Raw genomic sequence first — 17,694 nt, forward strand, 5'->3', positions numbered from 1 at the left:
AATTTTGCGACTCGTTCAAAACGAAAACAAACGCCTCTGATAGAAACTCCACCAAACCACACCCACAACTTCCACTTAACTTTTCATCTCTTTTTCTCCAGCAACAGTATACACTTTTCACCTTTTAACCCAAAAATTCAGCTATATCTTAAAAAAAATAAAAATAAAATGCATTATAAAAAACAAAATAGTAGTAAATTCACTAATTGAAACTTTTAGTAAAAACGGCAAGATAATTGTGAGCAATCGTTAATTAAGCAACCCCTTTATGAGACACAGTATTTCACTTTTGTTGCTAGGACTCGGTTTAATGTGCAGTAGTTGCATTAAAGACGAGGAGTTAGACACAGATGCAGACATTCTAGAAGCTTATATTCCTACGGAATATTTGAAGATGGATCCCATTATTACCAATACCTCGGTAGAATTTCGCGTAAAATCGAATGTTGATTTAGAAAAGCAAACGCCTTTTTTCATTGTGTCGCCCAATGCAACGATGGATCCACCCAATGGAGTAACAAGGGACTTTACTACGGCGCAAAAGGTTGTGGTTACTGCCCAAGATCAGCGTTGGAAAAAGACCTATCTGGTGAGTTTTACCAGTGATGAATTAGGCACTTTTTACGATTTTAACAATGCGGAGCTCACGGATCGAAATCGCTACTACCGTTTTTATGAGATTGGCTCCAATGGAGAAAAAATATACGATTGGGACAGTGGAAACCAAGGCTATGCGACCATTGCAGGCTCAACCCCTCCAGAAGACTATCCCACAACAGTGGCTCAAGGTCGTCGTGGAGGATTGGCGGTAAAGATGCAAACGGTATACACTTCAAACTTTGCGGCTGCAACTGGTAATCCAATCGCTGCAGGCAATTTATTTTTAGGACAATTTAAACTCAATCCTTTTAATACGCTAAAATCCACTCGCTTTGGCTTACCCTATTCAGGGGCACTTCCACAAACCCTCCGCGGGGTATACAAATATACACCTGGTGAAAAGGTAACGGATGAAGATTATAATGAAGTTGTGGGTGCGCGAGATTCTTTTGATATCTATGCCATTATTTTTGAATTGCAAAAAAAAGACAACTACTTAACAGGGGATCACGATTTTGTTGATCCTAGAAATGTTGCGATTGCGCGAATTGCAGCAGCAGATCGCTTGGAAACGACAACTTGGTCCACCTTTAGCATTCCCTTTACTCTTGTACCAGGAAAAACATATGATCCCAATAAAGATTATATGATTGCTATTGTGATGACCTCTAGTATAGATGGCGCCGCTTTTAAAGGCGCTATTGGAAGCACCTTATTTGTTGATGAAATAGAATTAGTGTATGAAAAAGAATAATACCTTTCTATATCTGCTGTTGGCTAGCCTTATTGCGCTTCCCTATGGCTTATTTGCTCAATCTATTGAACCTGTTTTATCTGAAAAAGAAAACACATCTTCTTTTTCAGTATTTTTCAAAAAAAACACCACCTATCAAGCCCGAGCACAGTTTAGTATTGGCGGTAGTACCCCTTTGGGTATTCCGGCTCAAATTCGAGAAATAAACAGCTACAACCCTACGCTGCAATTGGGATTGGAAGTAAATGCCACCAAATGGTTAACAGATGAACACAAATGGGGAATACGAACAGGGCTTCGTTTTGAAGGACGCGGTATGCGAACCGATGCGCGCGTTAAAAATTACTATACGCAAATTGATGGTGATGATGGCAAGCAAACCAAAGGATACTTTACAGGGAACGTCAAAACAAAGATGAAAAACTCCTACATCACCTTTCCTGTACTTGCCGTCTATCAGGTCAATGAGAACTGGAACGTCTATGGCGGATTCTATCTCTCTGGTTTGATCGATAAGGATTTTACGGGTTATGTATACGATGGAGTCCTACGTGAAGGCAATCCTATTGGAACTCCTGTTGAATTTCAAGATGGCGCGAGAGGAGAATACGACTTTTCTTCCGACTTAAATCGATTTCAATGGGGAACTGCTTGGGGTTTCGAATACAAAGCAAACAATCATTTGCGCTTGTTTTCTGATCTCAATTGGGGTTTAAATAACCTGTTTAAAAAAGATTTTGAAGCGATCTCCTTCTCGATGTACAGCATCTATTTGAATGTGGGCTTTGGCTATCAATTCTAATTTTACAGCCGCTACATCCGACGTATCAAGTACTATTACTACTGAGATTGTATCTATTCTCAGTCCGTAGTACGTCATTTTGTCAAAAAAAACAGTTTTACACCAAAGGAACTGCGATTTTTATATCTATTTTCTTTGTTATTCACATCAAAAAACACAATATACCAACCTAAATAGCAAAAAACGTATTTTCTCGTTAATATAGCGTAAATTTGATTTTATTAGTTACGCCAGTGTTACTGTTGTATGAATAAAACATTAATAAACACATGTCAACGATGAGAAACAAATCCTATTTCTTATCCCTATTATTGCTAATAGGGATCTTTTTTTCATCTTGTATCAAAGATGAAGCATTAAATACAGAAGCTGATATTGAAACGGCGAGCATCAGCAAAGAATTTTTATTAACCGCTCCCATAATCACCAACAACAAAATAACATTTAGGGTATCCAAATCGTTAGATTTAACCCAAGTAGCACCCAATTTTACTTTAACAAAAGGAGCTAGCATAGTACCAGCAAACGGAACAGTGCGCGATTTTAGTCAAGGTCCATTAATGTATCGAGTGACCTCAGAAAATCAGAATTGGAGTAAAAACTATATCGTAGAATTTATCAATGCAGAAATTTCTACTATTTATCACTTCGAAACCTTCAGAGAAGAAGTTGGTGGTTTCTACGGAGCAGATTATTACCATATCATTTCTGAGATGGGACTAGATAAAGACGGAAATGAGATAAAACTATTTGACTGGGCGAGTGGAAACCCAGGTTATGTTTTGACTGATGGAGATCCTGATAATGCAAAAAAACCAAGTGATTTCCCTACCTCAGTTACCCCAGATGGATTTATTGGAAATGGTATTAAGTTAACTACCTTATCTACAGAACCTCTAGGCCCTATAATGGGTAGCCCACTAGCTGCTGGAAACTTGTTTTTAGGAGAATTTGATTTAGCTACTGCTGTTTCAAAACCTTTAAAAGGAACCAAATTCGGCTATGATTTTAACTATGAACCAACTGTTTTTAGAGGATTCTTTAAATATACGAAGGGGAAAGACTTCCAAATAAACAACAAAGAAAAGAATAAACTAAGTGAAGATCGTTGGGATGCCTATGCTATCTTATTTGAAGGTGATACGGAGGACTTCTTATACGGGGATCACGATTTTATCGATGAGAAAATTGTCTCTATTGCTCGTGTACCAGATGAGTTAAAAAAAGAAACAAATACTTGGACCTTATTTGAAATACCATTCACTTATGTAGAAGGAAAGTATTACGATAGTAGTAAAAAATACAAACTAGCCATTGTATTCTCCTCAAGTGAAGAAGGTAGTTTGTTCAATGGCGCTATTGGCAGTACCCTTTATATTGATGAAGTTGAAATTTTAAAGAACTAATTTAACTAGACGGAAATGAATATAAAATTTATCTATACCATATTGGTTTTCTCTTTAGGTCTATCGACTTATGCTCAACAAGAAGAACCGAAAAACCAACATTTTTTCAATCACAACGTAACCTATCAAGTTCGTTCCCAATTTAGTATTGGTGGAGCAGCACCTCTAGGTTTACCCCGTGAAATACGCAAAATAAAAAGTTATAATCCTACCCTTCAATTAGGAATGGAAGCCAATATGACGAAATGGTTGTCTGACGACCACCAATGGGGGATACGCTTGGGAATCCGAGTGGAAGGAAAAGGAATGAAAACAGACGCAAGAGTAAAAGATTACGTAACGGAAATTAATTACAATGGCGCTTATGTAAGGGGGCATTTTACGGGAGATGTAAAAACTGAAATCCGCAATACTTATCTGACTGTTCCTGTATTAGCTACCTACACTATTAATGATCAATGGAATGTTTACGGTGGATTGTATTTTTCTACTTCTATCGATCAATCATTTGATGGGTATGTATATGATGGTTACTTGAGACAAACAGACCCAACAGGGCAAAAACTAATTTTTCAAGATGGAAAAAAAGCAGATTATGACTTTTCCAATCATGTTAATACGTTCCAATGGGGATCACAAGTTGGAGCAGAGTGGAAAGTCAATCAACACTTCTTTTTATTTGCTGATGCAACTTATGGGTTCAACAGCTTGCTAGATCGAGATTTTGACGCCATTTCCTTTACCATGCACAATATATACTTGAACCTAGGTTTTGGTTATCAATTCTAATAAAAAAACTCGATCTTTTTCAAGATCGAGTTTTTTTTATGATTTATAGATTTATTTAATTTTTTAGTACTTCACTTGCAACATCTGTATTACCATCGATACTATCCAAATCCAGCGACAAACCTAATATCTTGGCAATGATTGGATAAATGTGTACGTTTTCAAAAGACGCAATTTTATTCTTCTCACGAATTTGAGGTCCAAAGGCTAAAAATAGTGCATGCATCTCACGCACCACGTTAGGATCATAGCCATGGCTGCCCGCCAAAGGTCTATTCGTAAAATAGTAAGGCGCATTTGCAGTTAACACAATATCTCCTACTCGATTAAAGCGGTCATCCTCTTTGCCAAAATGGTACTCTTTCGGCAAGTCTTCTTTTAAGAATACTTGCATATATTTAGGATCGGCTTCTTGTTTTGCAAGGGTATACCATTTCTTAATATCCTTGTGATTTTTAACAAAAATGCTCACAAAAGTTCCATTCGAAGCAATAGTTAATTCTTTTTCATTCACCTCAAACGGCACTTTTAACAAGGTTTTTTGATCCAACTCTAACATACCGTGATCAGAGACTACAAATAAATTGATTGGTAGTTCCGATTCTTTAATTATTTGATACAGTTGCTCTACTGCTTTGTCAACTTGTTGTACGGCCTCAAGTGTTTCTTTAGCGTCAGGACCAAATCGATGTCCCGCATGATCCACCTCTGGCATATAAAAAGTAATAAAATGAGGTCTTTGTTCTTCTGGTAATTTCAACCACGCTCTCACTCCTTCTAAGCGATCATCTATACTCGTTTTCTCGCTGTACTTGTAGTAGTAAGTAGGCAGTACCGACTGAATAGGAGCCTCAGATCCTGGCCAATAGTAACAAGCACTCAACATTCCTTGTTGTTCAGCTAAAACCCACAAAGGCGTACCCCCATACCATTTGGCATTGGTCACTGCTGCTGCATTCCCTAAAGAATAGCGTTCTTGCGTTTTAGGATCGTACATGGTATTTCCTACTAACCCATGGTGTCCAGGGTACAATCCGGTTACAATGGAATAGTGGTTGGGAAATGTAACAGAAGGATAGGACGGAATTAACGATTCTGCAATTGTTCCTTGCTCCCCTAACTTGCGCAAGAAATTTGCGTGATGCTTTTCTATATAATCATAGCGAAAACCATCCAAGGAAACCAAAATTACATAAGGCTTCTTTTGCTGTTCATCTGTATTTTTTCTGTTTTCGATAATGATTTGCTTTTCTACATCTTGCGCTTGTGCAGTAAAACTAACCCCCACAAGAAACAAGGTCATCATCGACAATGCGAATTTTTTCATGGCTACTGAAATTTATAATATCAAATATCAACAGATTAATTTACACACACAAAGTAATTGCGTAATTTTAGCTTTTGGTAGTTAAAAAAAAAGAAAACAAATGAAAAATATCGGCATACTCGGTTGTGGTTGGTTGGGATTACACCTAAGTCAACATCTTATAAATAAGAATTATACAGTAAAGGGATCGACCACAAGTCCAGCTAAATTAGCGGAATTAAAGGCAATAGGCATCGATTCCTATCTCGTAAACTTGCAAGATACAGAAGAAGCACAGCTTCACGAATTTTTAGAAGATCTAGACACTTTAATTATCACCATTCCTCCGATTCGAGGAGAAGAAAGTACGCTTTATCAAGCTAGTTTTCAGCGCTTAATTCCCTATTTACAACAACATAAAGTCGAAAAGGTAATCATGATGAGCTCTGTGTCGGTTTATGCGCCTAGTGAGACTCCAATAGCCGAATCTTGTACGGCATATAGCAATGACCCGACGAGCCGACAAATTTTAGCAGCAGAAGAAGTTTTAAATCGTGCCACTGGGTTGACGAGTTGTATTTTGCGTCTAGGTGGTTTATTTGGTCCCGACCGAAAGCCGGTTCGCTATATAGTCAACCGCGGTATGCTCGATAATCCGGACCTACCGATCAACATGATCCACCTCAACGATATTATTCAATTTACCACCGCTTTGATCGAACAAGGCTTCGATTCTAATGTTGTTTACAATCTAGTGTCTCCTCAGTATAAAAACCGATTGGATTATTACTCCAAAGAGGCCAATGAACTGGGATTAACACTTCCACCACTAGGGGATAACGATTGGAAAACACATCGCGAAATAAAAGGGGATCGCATTGTACAACAAACGGGAATCCAGTACCAAACAACATAAAAAAAAGGAGGCTAACAAACCTCCTTTTTCTATTTAATCTAAAATCATTTCTGGGATATCTCCCGATATAATTAACTCGACTTCCGTTGCTTTGACAATGTCCTCAACAGAAACACCGGGTGCTCTTTCTAACAATTTAATTCCATTTGGCGTAACTTCCATTACGGCCAATTCAGTAACAATTTTCTTGACACAACCTACACCTGTTAATGGTAGAGAACACGACTTTAATATCTTTGATTCTCCTGCTTTATTTACGTGCATCATCGCAACAATAATATTTTCAGCAGAAGCAACTAAATCCATAGCTCCTCCCATTCCCTTTACCATTTTTCCAGGAATCTTCCAGTTGGCAATATCTCCGCCTTCCGATACTTCCATGGCTCCTAAAATAGTCAAATCCACGTGCTTTCCGCGAATCATTCCGAAACTTGTTGACGAATCAAAAAAGGAAGCCCCTGGTAGAGTCGTTATGGTTTGTTTTCCCGCATTAATTAAATCTGGATCCTCTTCGCCTTCATAAGGGAAAGGTCCCATGCCTAAAACGCCGTTTTCACTTTGAAAATCAACATTCATTCCTTCTGGTACATAATTAGCAACAAGCGTTGGAATACCAATACCTAAGTTTACAAAAAATCCGTCTTGTAATTCTTTTGCGATGCGTTTAGCAATACCTACTTTATCTAACATACTATTTCTTTAAACGATTGATTGGTTATTTTCTTTGACGAACAGTGCGTTGTTCAATTCTCTTCTCGTACTTTTCACCTTGAAAAATGCGTTTAACAAAAATACCCGGTACGTGAATTTCATTTGGATCTAAAGCTCCGATTGGCACTAATTCTTCTACTTCTGCTACCGTAATTTTACCAGCTCCAGCCATACACTCATTAAAGTTTCTCGCCGTCCCTTTGAAGATTAAATTTCCTGCTTCGTCTCCTTTCCACGCTTTGACAATGGAAAAATCAGCTTCAAAAGCTTCCTCCATAATATGGGGTTTACCATGAAAAACACGTACTTCTTTTCCTTCAGCCACTTCTGTTCCATACCCTGCTGGTGTAAAAAAAGCAGGAATTCCCATCTTAGCAGCTCTACATTTCTCTGCTAAAGTCCCCTGTGGAGTCAACTCTACATTAAGTTCTCCAGACAACATTTGACGTTCAAACTCTGCGTTCTCTCCCACATAAGAAGAAATCATTTTGTCAATTTGGCGTTTTTGCAACAACAAACCTAGACCAAAATCATCCACTCCAGCGTTGTTAGAGATACACGTTAAGCCTTTAACATTCATGCGAACAAGCTCTGCGATTGAGTTTTCTGGTATTCCACACAATCCAAAACCACCAAGCATTATCGTCATATTATCTTGAACATCAGCCAATGCTTCTTGAACATTAGCTACTTTTTTATTTATCATAATCTCTGGTTTAATTAACTGCTCTAAAATATAAAAAAAACGCCTTTAAAAAAAGGCGTTTTCAATATTAGAAATCAAATTCATTTGTATCAAGTTCGTCGTCTGCTTTATCGGTTTCTTGTAGCACTTTTGAACAGTCAACGCGGATGGACAATCCTTGCGGTACTTCAAATGCACTTTTAGAAACATTCAGAGTTTTATCTGCATAGCACTTATTCATATACAAGCCCCAAATTGGCAGCGCCATTGTCGCTCCTTGTCCGTAAAGCATCGTATCAAAGTGTGCTGCTCTATCGTCATTACCTACCCACACTCCTGTTGCTAAATTAGGTACCATACCGATGAACCATCCATCACTTTGATTTTGGGTTGTTCCGGTTTTCCCTGCGATTGGATTGGTGAACTTATACGGATGTCCTGTTACGCGTTTGTACCCTGGTCCTTGCCAAGTTGTGCGCAAACGAACCCCAGAACCACTCTCCGTTACCCCTTCGAGTAATTTCACAACAGTATATGCTACGTCTTTACTCAAGACATCTTTTGTTTCTGGTACCGCATTAAATAGAATCACTCCATTTTTATCTTCGATGCGCGTTACAAAAATAGGCTTTACGTAAATTCCTTGGTTAGCAAATGTACTGTAGGCTGCCACCATATCACTCACCGTAATATCAACCGCACCTAAAGCAATCGCTGGACTTTGTGGTATATCTGCAGAAATCCCTAAATCACGAGTCATATTGACCACGGCTTTAGGCCCTACTTTGTCCATTAGCTTAGCTGTAATCGTATTAACTGACCCTGCTAAGGCTTGTTTTAAAGTCATAATACCTTTATAACTTCTATTTGAGTTTTGAGGAGACCAATCTTGCCCAATCCCGTATCTTCCTTTCGGCATAGTAAACGGTGAATCGATAATCGAGTCGCAAGGCGAATAGTGCAATTGTTCAATAGCCGTGGCATATACAAATGGTTTAAATACGGAACCAACCTGTCTTGCTCCTTGTCCTACGTGATCATATTGGAAGTGCTTGTAGTTGATTCCACCAACCCACGCCTTAATATGACCCGTTTGAGGTTCCATCGACATCATTCCCGTTTGCAAGAAATGCTTGTAATACACAATTGAATCTCTTGGTGTCATCACTGTATCGATTTCACCTTTCCACGAAAAAATACGCATATCCGTTTTCACGGCAAAAGACTTGAGGATTTCATCATCTGATTTACCCGCATCTTTCATTTGACGCCAACGCTCAGAAGTTTTCATTGCACGCATGATAATCGCTTCTGTATCTGCGGCTGAAATATTGTAAAAAGGTGCGTTTTTATTTTTCTTTTGACGAATAAAAAACTCTTCTTGTAAATTGCTAATATGCTGTTGTACAGCTTCTTCTGCATATTTCTGCATACGCGAATCGATTGAAACATAAATTTTCAATCCATCGCGATAAATATCGTAAGTTGTTCCGTCTTTTTTCGGGTTTTCTTTTACCCAACGGCGCATATAATCACGCAAATATTCTCTAAAGTAAGTGGCAATACCCTCTCTGTGACTCTCTGGTGTAAAGTGCAACGACAGCGGTTCACCTTGTAAGCGAACGCTCTCCTCTTGGGCAATAAACTCGTTTTTAGCCATTTGATGCAAGACGACATTTCTTCTTTTTTGCACCAATTCGGGTCTGCGAACGGGATTGTAGTACGCTGGATTCTGAAGCATTCCCACTAACATGGCCGCCTCATCAATGGTTAAGTCTTTCGGTTCTTTGCCTAAATAAACTTTGGCCGCAGAGCGAATTCCAACGGCATTATTCACAAAGTCCGCTTTGTTCAAATACATCGTCAAGATTTCCTCTTTGGTGTACTGACGTTCTAACTTAACAGCAATTACCCATTCCTTAGCTTTTTGGGTAATACGCTTAGCCAAGTTACGCGATCCTTCTCCGTGGAACAATAACTTCGCCAACTGTTGAGTAATCGTACTCGCACCACCACTGCTTCCTACAGAAGTTACCGCACGTAAGGTTCCTCTTGCATCAATTCCCGAGTGTCCATAGAAACGCTCATCTTCAGTAGCGATCAACGCTTGAACCAAATGAGGGGGTAAATCTTCGTATTTGACAGGTACGCGATTTTCTAAATAAAACTTTCCTATCGTCTTTCCATCTGAAGAGATGATTTCCGTTGCAACGTTACTCGATGGGTTTTCCAACTCATCAAACGTAGGCATTGCTCCAAAAACGCCCCAAGAAGCACAAAGGAAAAATAGTACAAGGGCAACACCTAAGCCCAAAAAAGCGATCCAAAAAGCAACTAAATACTTCTTGAAACCAGGTGTTTTTTTACTCGTTTGTTTTTTGTTATTCATACAATTTTTAAGAAACTTATTCTGCTTTTTCGATTCTAAATCCGACTTCACTAATCCCCTTTAACTCAGGCACTCCCTCTACATCACCTAGCGCGCGGACAGCCTGTTCTAGCGTTAATTTGTGTTTTCCCACTTGATCAAAAACGAAATTTTCTTTCAACCACAACTTGCTCTCTTTTACATCAGAAAAGCCAGTGCCTAAAAGAGCGCCATTGGGATCTGCCATTTGAAATTGAATGGTGTCAATGACAATTTCCGAATTGGGTTTATACAATTTAGAAATTACAAACAAATTGCTGAAAGGATACTCGTTATTGACCCTTACATTCATAAACAAATTGTTGGCCGTCAGCGTATCCTGAACATCCCAAACAAATGTTTTGACATCTTGTCTTTCCCAAACTCCTTTGGTAGGCTGAAACTCGTCAAAAACCACTTTTTCGTCGTGTTGACAACTCATCAATAGGCCTAACGAAAGACTTAACGCTAAATAAAGACTATTTATTTTCACCGTCTTGTTTATTAGTTGGGTTTGTATTTGGATTTGCTGGACGAGGCTTTCTAGGCTTCGGTTTATTGGAACGCGGTTTTTGATTCTTCCCCTTAGTATCCTCTCCTCCAGCCTCATTATTCCCCTTGGGTTCGCTGTTTCCTTTTGGCTCTCTATTACCGCGGTTTTTCTCCGGTCTTCCTTCTCCTCGATCTTCCGCTTTTCGATCCGGTCTTCCTTCAGGTCTTCCCTCTGTTTTAGCTTTTCGCTCTGGTCTTCCCTCAGATCTTCCCTGAGATTTACCTTGAGACTTACCTCCTTCAGTTCGACCTTCCACTTTGCGTTCTCCCTCTTTTGCAACTGGTCTTTCTCGTCCCTCTGCATTTTTATTTCGGGTTCTCGGTCTGCGTTTTTTATCGTCTTTATCGTTGGACGATTCTCTTTCTTCTCCTGCTTTTGCAGCAGTAGAAGACGCTCCTCGTTCAGCTGATTTCCCCTTCGGTTTGCTATTCTTCTTTCTGCGCTTAGGCTGATCAAAACGCGTGACGCTATCTTGTTCAACTGCACTTTGGAAATGATCATTATCTGTAGGAATATCCTCGCTATAACTCTCTAATTCGTTTCCTTTTTCATTTTGCGCATTCAAGGCCAAGATCTCTTTCACTTGTTCTGCTGTCAAAACATACCAATTGGCAGAATTATTCGCATAAGCAAACCACATCTGCCCCTTGAAAATATCAATTTTTTGACAAAAAGCGATACCTTTTACTGTCATTAATTTTGTATCCGAATCAGGCATATCTTTTAATGCCTCTAAATACGTGTCTAGCTCAAAGTTTAAACAACATTTTAGTTTACCGCACTGACCCGCTAATTTTTGTGGGTTTAACGATAGTTGTTGATAACGAGCTGCTGCTGTATTCACACTTCTGAAATCCGTTAACCAAGTAGAACAACAAAGCTCTCTTCCACAAGAGCCAACCCCGCCTAAACGCGCTGCTTCTTGTCGGAATCCCACCTGTTTCATCTCAATTCGAATACTAAATTCTCTTGCGAATTCTTTGATTAACTGTCTAAAATCGACACGCTCACTCGCTGTATAATAAAACGTCGCTTTTGATCCATCTCCCTGAAATTCAACATCTGATATTTTCATTTCAAGATTTAGGTTGATTGCAATTTCTCTTGCTCTCATTCGAACAGGCTCTTCTTTTTCTCGAACCTCCTGCCAAATATCGATGTCTTTTTGTGTTGCTTTTCGATAGATTTTCAAGATTTCTCCTGTTTCATCTACTTTCTTTTTTTTCATTTGAACTTTTACAAGTTCTCCTACCAATGAAACGATCCCCACATCGTGTCCTGGTGATGTTTCCGTTGCAACAATATCCCCCATTGCTACAGTCATCCCACTAGGATAGCGATAAAAATCTTTTCTTCCGTTCTTAAATCGAACCTCAACTATATCAAAAATGCTGTCTGAATTTGGATAAACCATATTGGACAACCAATCAAAAACTGATAATTTATTACAGCTATCTGTTCCGCATGTTCCTTTACTCTGACACCCTCTGGGTACGCCATTACTATCTGTCTTCGTTGAACAATTTGTACAAGCCATTTGTGTATTTATGTATTTATATATTTGATCCTCCACTAATCAGGAGGAATTATTTTCTCACTTTTCGTTGTAAAGATACTATTTTTTTATAGGCTACTTCAAGAATTTTTTAGTTGTAATAATTAGCTCTTTTACTTTGAAAAAATAAAATACTGCCGATTTCTCTATTTTATTAGCCAAAAAAAGGAAGTATCCCTAATGCAAGTCAATGAACCGTTAGGATCGTTCAGGCGTATGTCTTGGATTATCGCCTAGATATTGAACATTTATTTCTACTTTTGGACTGCTAATACACAATTCAATATGGAGGAACAAATAATTGGAATTATGGGCGCCATTCCCCAGGAAGTAGATGGGATTATCGCTATTTTACAAGATAAGACGGCAACAACGATTGGCAATCGCACCTATTACCAAGGATTTCTTGGCAAACAACAAGTCGTGGTTGTCTACTCGCGTATTGGAAAAGTTGCTGCATCAGCAACTGCATCGGCATTACTGTTGCATTTCCACGTGAGTGAAATTATATTTATTGGGGTTGCAGGTGGTATAGCTCCACATATCCAAGTGGGTGATGTTATCATCGCCAAAGATTTAATTCAGTATGACATGGATGTTTCTCCTTTGCGACCAAAATACGAGATTCCCTTACTCAACAAAACCTATTTTGAAACCAGTATACCAAGGTCTAATCAAGTGAAGCAACACATCGAAAACTTCCTTGACCCTGCTGTACTGCGCACTAAGATTGCAGCAGATGAGTTGAAAAAATTCGCCATCGACCAGCCCAAAGTATACATTGGTACAATTGGCAGTGGCGATCAATTTTTTTCTACGGATTTGCAAAAAGAAAGCTTACAACAAGCCTTGCCCCATGTTCTTTGCGTGGAAATGGAGGGCGCTGCTGTAGCGCAAATCTGCTATGAATACGGCATCCCTTGTACTGTGATTCGAACCATCTCTGACAAAGCTAATCAAGAAGCTAGCTTTAGCTTTGAATCTTTTGTTGAGAAAGTCTCTCAAGTATATGGACAAGAGATTATCGAAACCCTCTTTCAATAGCACTTTCAACCACCAACAGCAAGGATCTAAAAAGCCTAAATAGATAAAACCTCGTCTACAAAAGACGGGGTTTTTTCGTCCAATGGCATTCGCTCTTCCATATCCAGTGACTCCATCAATATACAGAAGCTAAATATACACCCTGTGGACACAGCTGTCCAAAAACGGGCTTTACCACGCGCGAAGCACGTATAAATACACTGGAAAATGGTCGCTAAACCCTGGTTCGTTATTGCTATTCCTCAAGGGATACCCTTGGTACACCCCCTCTGACTGAACGATAAATGGCTTTTGAAAGATATTTGCTTTCCAATATTTCCAAGTCGTATACTCCTCTTGTAAAAAAGCTTGTGTCAAGATGATCTGATCAAAAATATCCCAAGCATCGCGATAGGCTAAGGTGCCATACCCAGCTTTGGCCAACTTCTCCATGGGATTAAACAACCCCATAGGCGGTACTTTGGTCGCTTCTCCTTCCGTTTGTAGGATTTTCTTTACACTCGCATCCATTGGTCCATCATTGAGATCCCCCATGGTGATAATCTTCGCCTGTGTGTGAATCGCTTGTATGGAATCAATAATCCTTTTGTTCAGTGCCGCAGCGGCTTCTCGATTTGGACTACTTCGCTTTTGACCTCCCACGCGCGAAGGCCAATGATTGACGATAAAATGCATGGCTTCTCCATCTAGTAAGCCCGAAACCAATAACTGATCCCGGGTATATATGCGCTTGCGGTGAGTAGGTCTTTTTTGATCGTATAAATACAGCGCATGTTGAGAGGCATGCTCAAGAATAAAATGATCTTTGGCGTACAACAAAGCCACATCAATTCCTCGTTTATCAGGAGAATCAAAGTGTACAATTCCATAATTTCCCTTGCGCAAAGCTGGATGCAAGACCAAATCTTCCAACACAGCGCGATTTTCTACCTCAGCAAGTCCTATAATAACTGGCATATTCGGGTTCTCTTCCCTTCCTATTTCAGCCAAAACACGAGCGATATTGGCAATTTTTTGCTCATACTTCTCTTTTGTCCAACCTCTTGCCCCAGTTGGAGTCCATTCCTCATCATATATTTTGGGATCGCGCAGGGTATCAAACAAGTTTTCACAATTGTAAAAGGCAATTGTGCGAATTTGATATTGTTTTTGCTGGGCAACACTTGTTGTTCCGCTTAGTAATCCCAAGACAAAAATTGTTGTTTTCAAATAAAAATATATAATATCGTTCATTTTACTAATTATTTATCATCGTTTAACGTTAAAATTAAATAATTATTTAATTAAAATTTAACTTTATAGTAAATAATTCAAAAACGAACCCCTAAAATTCTCCCCTTGCCTATGAAAGCATGTTTACTCGCCCTATTAGTTGGGTTGCCAATTCACCTCACTTTGGCTCAACACGAGCAGCAAATCAGCGGAACAGTCTTAGACGCCAAAACGCGGATGCCCCTGCAAACAACAGTTGTCCGATTAATTGGAACGCCCCTTTCTACCTTAACGAATCCCGACGGCGCTTTTGTTTTAACCCCGCCCTCCCCAGGAAATTGGGAGTTGGAACTCTCCTTGGCAAACTATACGACCAAGCGAATAAGCACGGTGGTAGACGCAGGGGAACAGCTTAATTTGGGGCATCTTTTCTTAGAAGAAGATTGGGAATCCACAGAAAAGCTAGGATTAATATTCCTTGAAGACACAGACCTCGACGACGATGCTACCACAGTAGAAAATTCCGCTCGTTTATTACAAGCCACCAAAGACCCCTTTCAACAAGCGGCAGCCTTTACTTGGGGATCGAGCTTCTATCGCCTGCGTGGATTAGACAGCTCCTATGGCAATGTTCTAATCAATGGACTTGTTATGAACAAGATACATCATGGACGTGCGCAATGGAACAACTGGGGCGGCCTAAATGACGCCACGAGAAATGCGGTCTTTTCTTCTGGCTCCTCTCCAACTTCAGCAAGCTTTGGCGGTCTTTTAGGTACACAGTCCATCGTTACATCGGCTGCACAATTTCGAAAAGGCCTGCGATTCGGCTTCGCAAGTACAACGACCTCTTATCGTTGGAAACCCTTTTTTAGCTATGCCTCTGGTCTCACTCGCCGCGGTTGGGCATTCTCCCTATCAGGATCTTATCGCGGCGCAAAAGAAGGGTATTGGCCGGGAAGCAATTATGCCGCTTTGTCGCTTTTCATGGGTATAGAAAAAAAAATCACTGCCAAGCACAGCCTCTATTTTTCTGGTATATTCGCCAATAACAACCGCGCCAAAAACTCGTCCAATACCCTAGAGCAAACCGAATTAAAAGGCGTAGATTACAATGCGTATTGGGGTTGGCAAGGAAGCAAGAAAAGAAGCGCCCGCTATCAAGTGATACAAGAACCCCTATTGATGTTGACCCATACATGGAGCTTGAACGAACAGAGTAAATTGACGACAACTCTGGGCTATCAATGGGGATATCAAGCCCAAAGTCGATTGGATTACCAAGATAACCTCAACCCAGATCCTGTACATTACAAAAATCTTCCCAGCTTCTATCTCGCACAAATCGACTCAACCTATTGGAAGATGTCTGCTGAGGCGTTTGACGCACTTCCCGAATCAGATGACTTCAAACAAACGACCCTAGCTCATTTGCAACAAGCAACAGATGCGCGCTTGTTCTTTCTTCAACACGGACAGATCGACTGGGAAACAATCTACAGAAAGAACAGTCTTTTTGATGGGCAAAGTAAAATCATCTTGTTTGAGGATCGACAAGAAGATCAAACCCTTTCAGCTAACACTGCTTTTCAAACAGCACTCAACGATCACCTCACCGTGTATGCGGGAGTCAATTACCGCAATCTTCGCTCCACTAACTTTAAAAAAGCGGTGGATTTACTTGGTGGAACTTATTACCTTGACCTTGACTCCTACCAAGAAAAAGCACTACAAGACAGCGATCTGAATCATCCAAATCGATCGATATACACGGGAGACACTTATGGATATCACTATCGGCTCTTCGCTGATATCGTGGACGCTTTTATGCAATTTACCTTGCACTACAACCAGGTTGATCTCTATTTTGGACAACATGTCAGTTTTACTAGCTACCAGAGAGAAGGGTTATACCGCAATCCTAACTACCCCACAACATCCTATGGCCGCAGTGAGCGACTGCAATTTAATACCTTAGGTATCAAAGGAGGGATTACGTATTATCTCACGGGTAAGCATTTACTACAGCTGAACATGGTGTACAACAGTAGAGCACCGCTGCTTCAGCATGGATTCACCAATGTTAGAGTTAGCAATACCACCAACCCTCAGCTCAAGCCCGAAAACAACTTGGCCATAGAAGCGAGCTACCGATTGCGCACAAGGCGTCTTCAAACGCGCCTTTCTGGATATCTCACCGAGATCCGCAATGGTACCCAATTGAATTTTTACTATACCGAAGGCATGGACCTCACAGATGCTAAAGGCACTTTGGTTTCTGAGCGACTTAGCCCGGTTCATACGCGTTATCTCGGCATTGAATTTGGACTTGCCTATGCGCTGAGCTCCACCCTAAAAATGACTACAGCCGCAGGACTAGGACAATCGTTCTATATCAACAATCCACAGCTCCACATACAAGCTGCCAATACGGCAAACGCTCAAGAGGTCGATCAAGCCAACCTCAATCAATACAGGGTTGCTAATGGTCCGCAAACAGCTTTAGCCTTAGGACTATCATATCGGGCACCAGCATTCTGGTTCGTCGAAACAACCCTCAGCTATCTTGCGGATTCCTTCATACGGGTATCGCCTTTAAAGAGATCTTCCACTTACTTTAGGGATCCCCAAAAGATGGGTCGCCCCTATGAAGGTCTTACAACCTCCAATTTGTCTGCACTCTTACAGCAGGAAAAACTCCCTCCTTATGCCCTATTTTCTATTACCGGAGGAAAATCCTGGCGACTGTCCAATCGTGCTACCCTCGGCGTTTTATGCTCCGTGCAAAATGTGTTCAACACCTTATACCGCACAGGTGGTTTTGAACAATCGCGAAACGCTACTTATCCACAAGAAATGGCGCGAACAGCGGGTGATCTACCTGTGTTTGGCACCAAGTACTGGTATGGCTACGGTCGCAATTTCTTTATTCATCTGTATTACAACCTATAATC

At 40.2% G+C, this 17,694-nt stretch carries 14 protein-coding genes; 7 read left to right on the forward strand and 7 right to left on the reverse strand.

What is annotated here, in order from left to right; genetic code table 11:
- The first annotated feature begins 268 nt into the window (after positions 1 to 268).
- The 4 genes from H4K35_RS03135 to H4K35_RS03150 all read left to right on the forward strand — a co-directional run bounded on the left by H4K35_RS03135 (position 269) and on the right by H4K35_RS03150 (position 4,351).
- A complete protein-coding gene (locus H4K35_RS03135) occupies positions 269 to 1,354 on the forward strand; it encodes a PCMD domain-containing protein (protein WP_182625931.1) in 1,086 nt (361 codons plus the stop codon).
- A complete protein-coding gene (locus tag H4K35_RS03140) occupies positions 1,341 to 2,156 on the forward strand; it encodes a porin family protein (RefSeq protein ID WP_182625932.1) in 816 nt (271 codons plus the stop codon). Before H4K35_RS03135 ends, H4K35_RS03140 begins: the two co-directional genes overlap by 14 nt.
- 278 nt (positions 2,157 to 2,434) lie before the next feature.
- Positions 2,435 to 3,562: a PCMD domain-containing protein gene (locus H4K35_RS03145; protein WP_182625933.1), complete on the forward strand. Its 1,128-nt coding sequence runs from the start codon at positions 2,435 to 2,437 to the stop codon at positions 3,560 to 3,562.
- Positions 3,563 to 3,577: 15 nt separating this feature from the next.
- Complete coding sequence (locus H4K35_RS03150) at positions 3,578 to 4,351, forward strand: porin family protein (protein ID WP_182625934.1); 774 nt, start codon at positions 3,578 to 3,580, stop codon at positions 4,349 to 4,351.
- Positions 4,352 to 4,406: 55 nt separating this feature from the next.
- Here H4K35_RS03150 and H4K35_RS03155 read toward each other — a convergent pair whose 3' ends face one another.
- Positions 4,407 to 5,678, reverse strand: a complete 1,272-nt coding sequence (locus tag H4K35_RS03155; RefSeq protein ID WP_182625935.1) for an ectonucleotide pyrophosphatase/phosphodiesterase — start codon at positions 5,676 to 5,678, stop codon at positions 4,407 to 4,409.
- A gap of 100 nt (positions 5,679 to 5,778) precedes the next feature.
- Between H4K35_RS03155 and H4K35_RS03160 the strand changes: the two genes are divergently transcribed.
- Positions 5,779 to 6,573, forward strand: a complete 795-nt coding sequence (locus tag H4K35_RS03160) for an NAD(P)H-binding protein (RefSeq protein ID WP_182625936.1) — start codon at positions 5,779 to 5,781, stop codon at positions 6,571 to 6,573.
- Between the two features lie 33 nt (positions 6,574 to 6,606).
- Here the strand turns inward: H4K35_RS03160 and H4K35_RS03165 are convergent, their stop codons facing one another.
- The 5 genes from H4K35_RS03165 to ricT all read right to left on the reverse strand — a co-directional run bounded on the left by H4K35_RS03165 (position 6,607) and on the right by ricT (position 12,466).
- Positions 6,607 to 7,263 (reverse strand): CoA transferase subunit B, encoded by a 657-nt coding sequence (locus H4K35_RS03165; protein ID WP_182625937.1) that lies wholly within the window; start codon positions 7,261 to 7,263, stop codon positions 6,607 to 6,609.
- A gap of 25 nt (positions 7,264 to 7,288) precedes the next feature.
- Complete coding sequence (locus tag H4K35_RS03170) at positions 7,289 to 7,990, reverse strand: CoA transferase subunit A (protein ID WP_182625938.1); 702 nt, start codon at positions 7,988 to 7,990, stop codon at positions 7,289 to 7,291.
- A gap of 67 nt (positions 7,991 to 8,057) precedes the next feature.
- A complete protein-coding gene (locus H4K35_RS03175) occupies positions 8,058 to 10,358 on the reverse strand; it encodes a penicillin-binding protein 1A (protein ID WP_182625939.1) in 2,301 nt (766 codons plus the stop codon).
- 16 nt (positions 10,359 to 10,374) lie between these two features.
- The gene (locus H4K35_RS03180; protein ID WP_286465792.1) at positions 10,375 to 10,869 is read right to left on the reverse strand and encodes a gliding motility lipoprotein GldH; all 495 of its coding nucleotides are present in this window, start codon (positions 10,867 to 10,869) and stop codon (positions 10,375 to 10,377) included.
- A complete protein-coding gene (gene ricT, locus H4K35_RS03185; protein WP_255492348.1) occupies positions 10,856 to 12,466 on the reverse strand; it encodes a regulatory iron-sulfur-containing complex subunit RicT in 1,611 nt (536 codons plus the stop codon). Before ricT ends, H4K35_RS03180 begins: the two co-directional genes overlap by 14 nt.
- 303 nt (positions 12,467 to 12,769) lie before the next feature.
- On the opposite strand from ricT, the gene H4K35_RS03190 reads away from it, so the two are divergent.
- Positions 12,770 to 13,528, forward strand: a complete 759-nt coding sequence (locus H4K35_RS03190; RefSeq protein ID WP_182625941.1) for a 5'-methylthioadenosine/adenosylhomocysteine nucleosidase — start codon at positions 12,770 to 12,772, stop codon at positions 13,526 to 13,528.
- Between the two features lie 171 nt (positions 13,529 to 13,699).
- Here the strand turns inward: H4K35_RS03190 and H4K35_RS03195 are convergent, their stop codons facing one another.
- On the reverse strand, positions 13,700 to 14,761 hold the full coding sequence (locus H4K35_RS03195; RefSeq protein ID WP_182625942.1) for an endonuclease/exonuclease/phosphatase family protein: 1,062 nt from the start codon (positions 14,759 to 14,761) through the stop codon (positions 13,700 to 13,702).
- A 111-nt stretch (positions 14,762 to 14,872) separates the two neighbouring features.
- On the opposite strand from H4K35_RS03195, the gene H4K35_RS03200 reads away from it, so the two are divergent.
- Complete coding sequence (locus H4K35_RS03200) at positions 14,873 to 17,692, forward strand: carboxypeptidase regulatory-like domain-containing protein (RefSeq protein ID WP_182625943.1); 2,820 nt, start codon at positions 14,873 to 14,875, stop codon at positions 17,690 to 17,692.
- Positions 17,693 to 17,694 lie beyond the last annotated feature (2 nt).

This window comes from Myroides sp. NP-2 (genome assembly GCF_014145665.1).
In the GTDB taxonomy this organism is placed as follows: domain Bacteria; phylum Bacteroidota; class Bacteroidia; order Flavobacteriales; family Flavobacteriaceae; genus Flavobacterium.

Excerpts from the sequence above, each read along its gene's own strand:
- H4K35_RS03155 (WP_182625935.1), bottom strand. The coding sequence starts at position 5,678 with ATGAAAAAATTCGCATTGTCGATGATGACCTTGTTTCTTGTGGGGGTT.
- H4K35_RS03165 (WP_182625937.1), bottom strand. The coding sequence starts at position 7,263 with ATGTTAGATAAAGTAGGTATTGCTAAACGCATCGCAAAAGAATTACAA.
- H4K35_RS03160 (WP_182625936.1), top strand. The coding sequence starts at position 5,779 with ATGAAAAATATCGGCATACTCGGTTGTGGTTGGTTGGGATTACACCTA.
- H4K35_RS03150 (WP_182625934.1), top strand. The coding sequence starts at position 3,578 with ATGAATATAAAATTTATCTATACCATATTGGTTTTCTCTTTAGGTCTA.
- H4K35_RS03140 (WP_182625932.1), top strand. The coding sequence starts at position 1,341 with ATGAAAAAGAATAATACCTTTCTATATCTGCTGTTGGCTAGCCTTATT.
- H4K35_RS03170 (WP_182625938.1), bottom strand. The coding sequence starts at position 7,990 with ATGATAAATAAAAAAGTAGCTAATGTTCAAGAAGCATTGGCTGATGTT.
- H4K35_RS03135 (WP_182625931.1), top strand. The coding sequence starts at position 269 with ATGAGACACAGTATTTCACTTTTGTTGCTAGGACTCGGTTTAATGTGC.
- H4K35_RS03190 (WP_182625941.1), top strand. The coding sequence starts at position 12,770 with ATGGAGGAACAAATAATTGGAATTATGGGCGCCATTCCCCAGGAAGTA.
- ricT (WP_255492348.1), bottom strand. The coding sequence starts at position 12,466 with ATGGCTTGTACAAATTGTTCAACGAAGACAGATAGTAATGGCGTACCC.
- H4K35_RS03145 (WP_182625933.1), top strand. The coding sequence starts at position 2,435 with ATGAGAAACAAATCCTATTTCTTATCCCTATTATTGCTAATAGGGATC.
- H4K35_RS03195 (WP_182625942.1), bottom strand. The coding sequence starts at position 14,761 with ATGAACGATATTATATATTTTTATTTGAAAACAACAATTTTTGTCTTG.
- H4K35_RS03200 (WP_182625943.1), top strand. The coding sequence starts at position 14,873 with ATGAAAGCATGTTTACTCGCCCTATTAGTTGGGTTGCCAATTCACCTC.
- H4K35_RS03175 (WP_182625939.1), bottom strand. The coding sequence starts at position 10,358 with ATGAATAACAAAAAACAAACGAGTAAAAAAACACCTGGTTTCAAGAAG.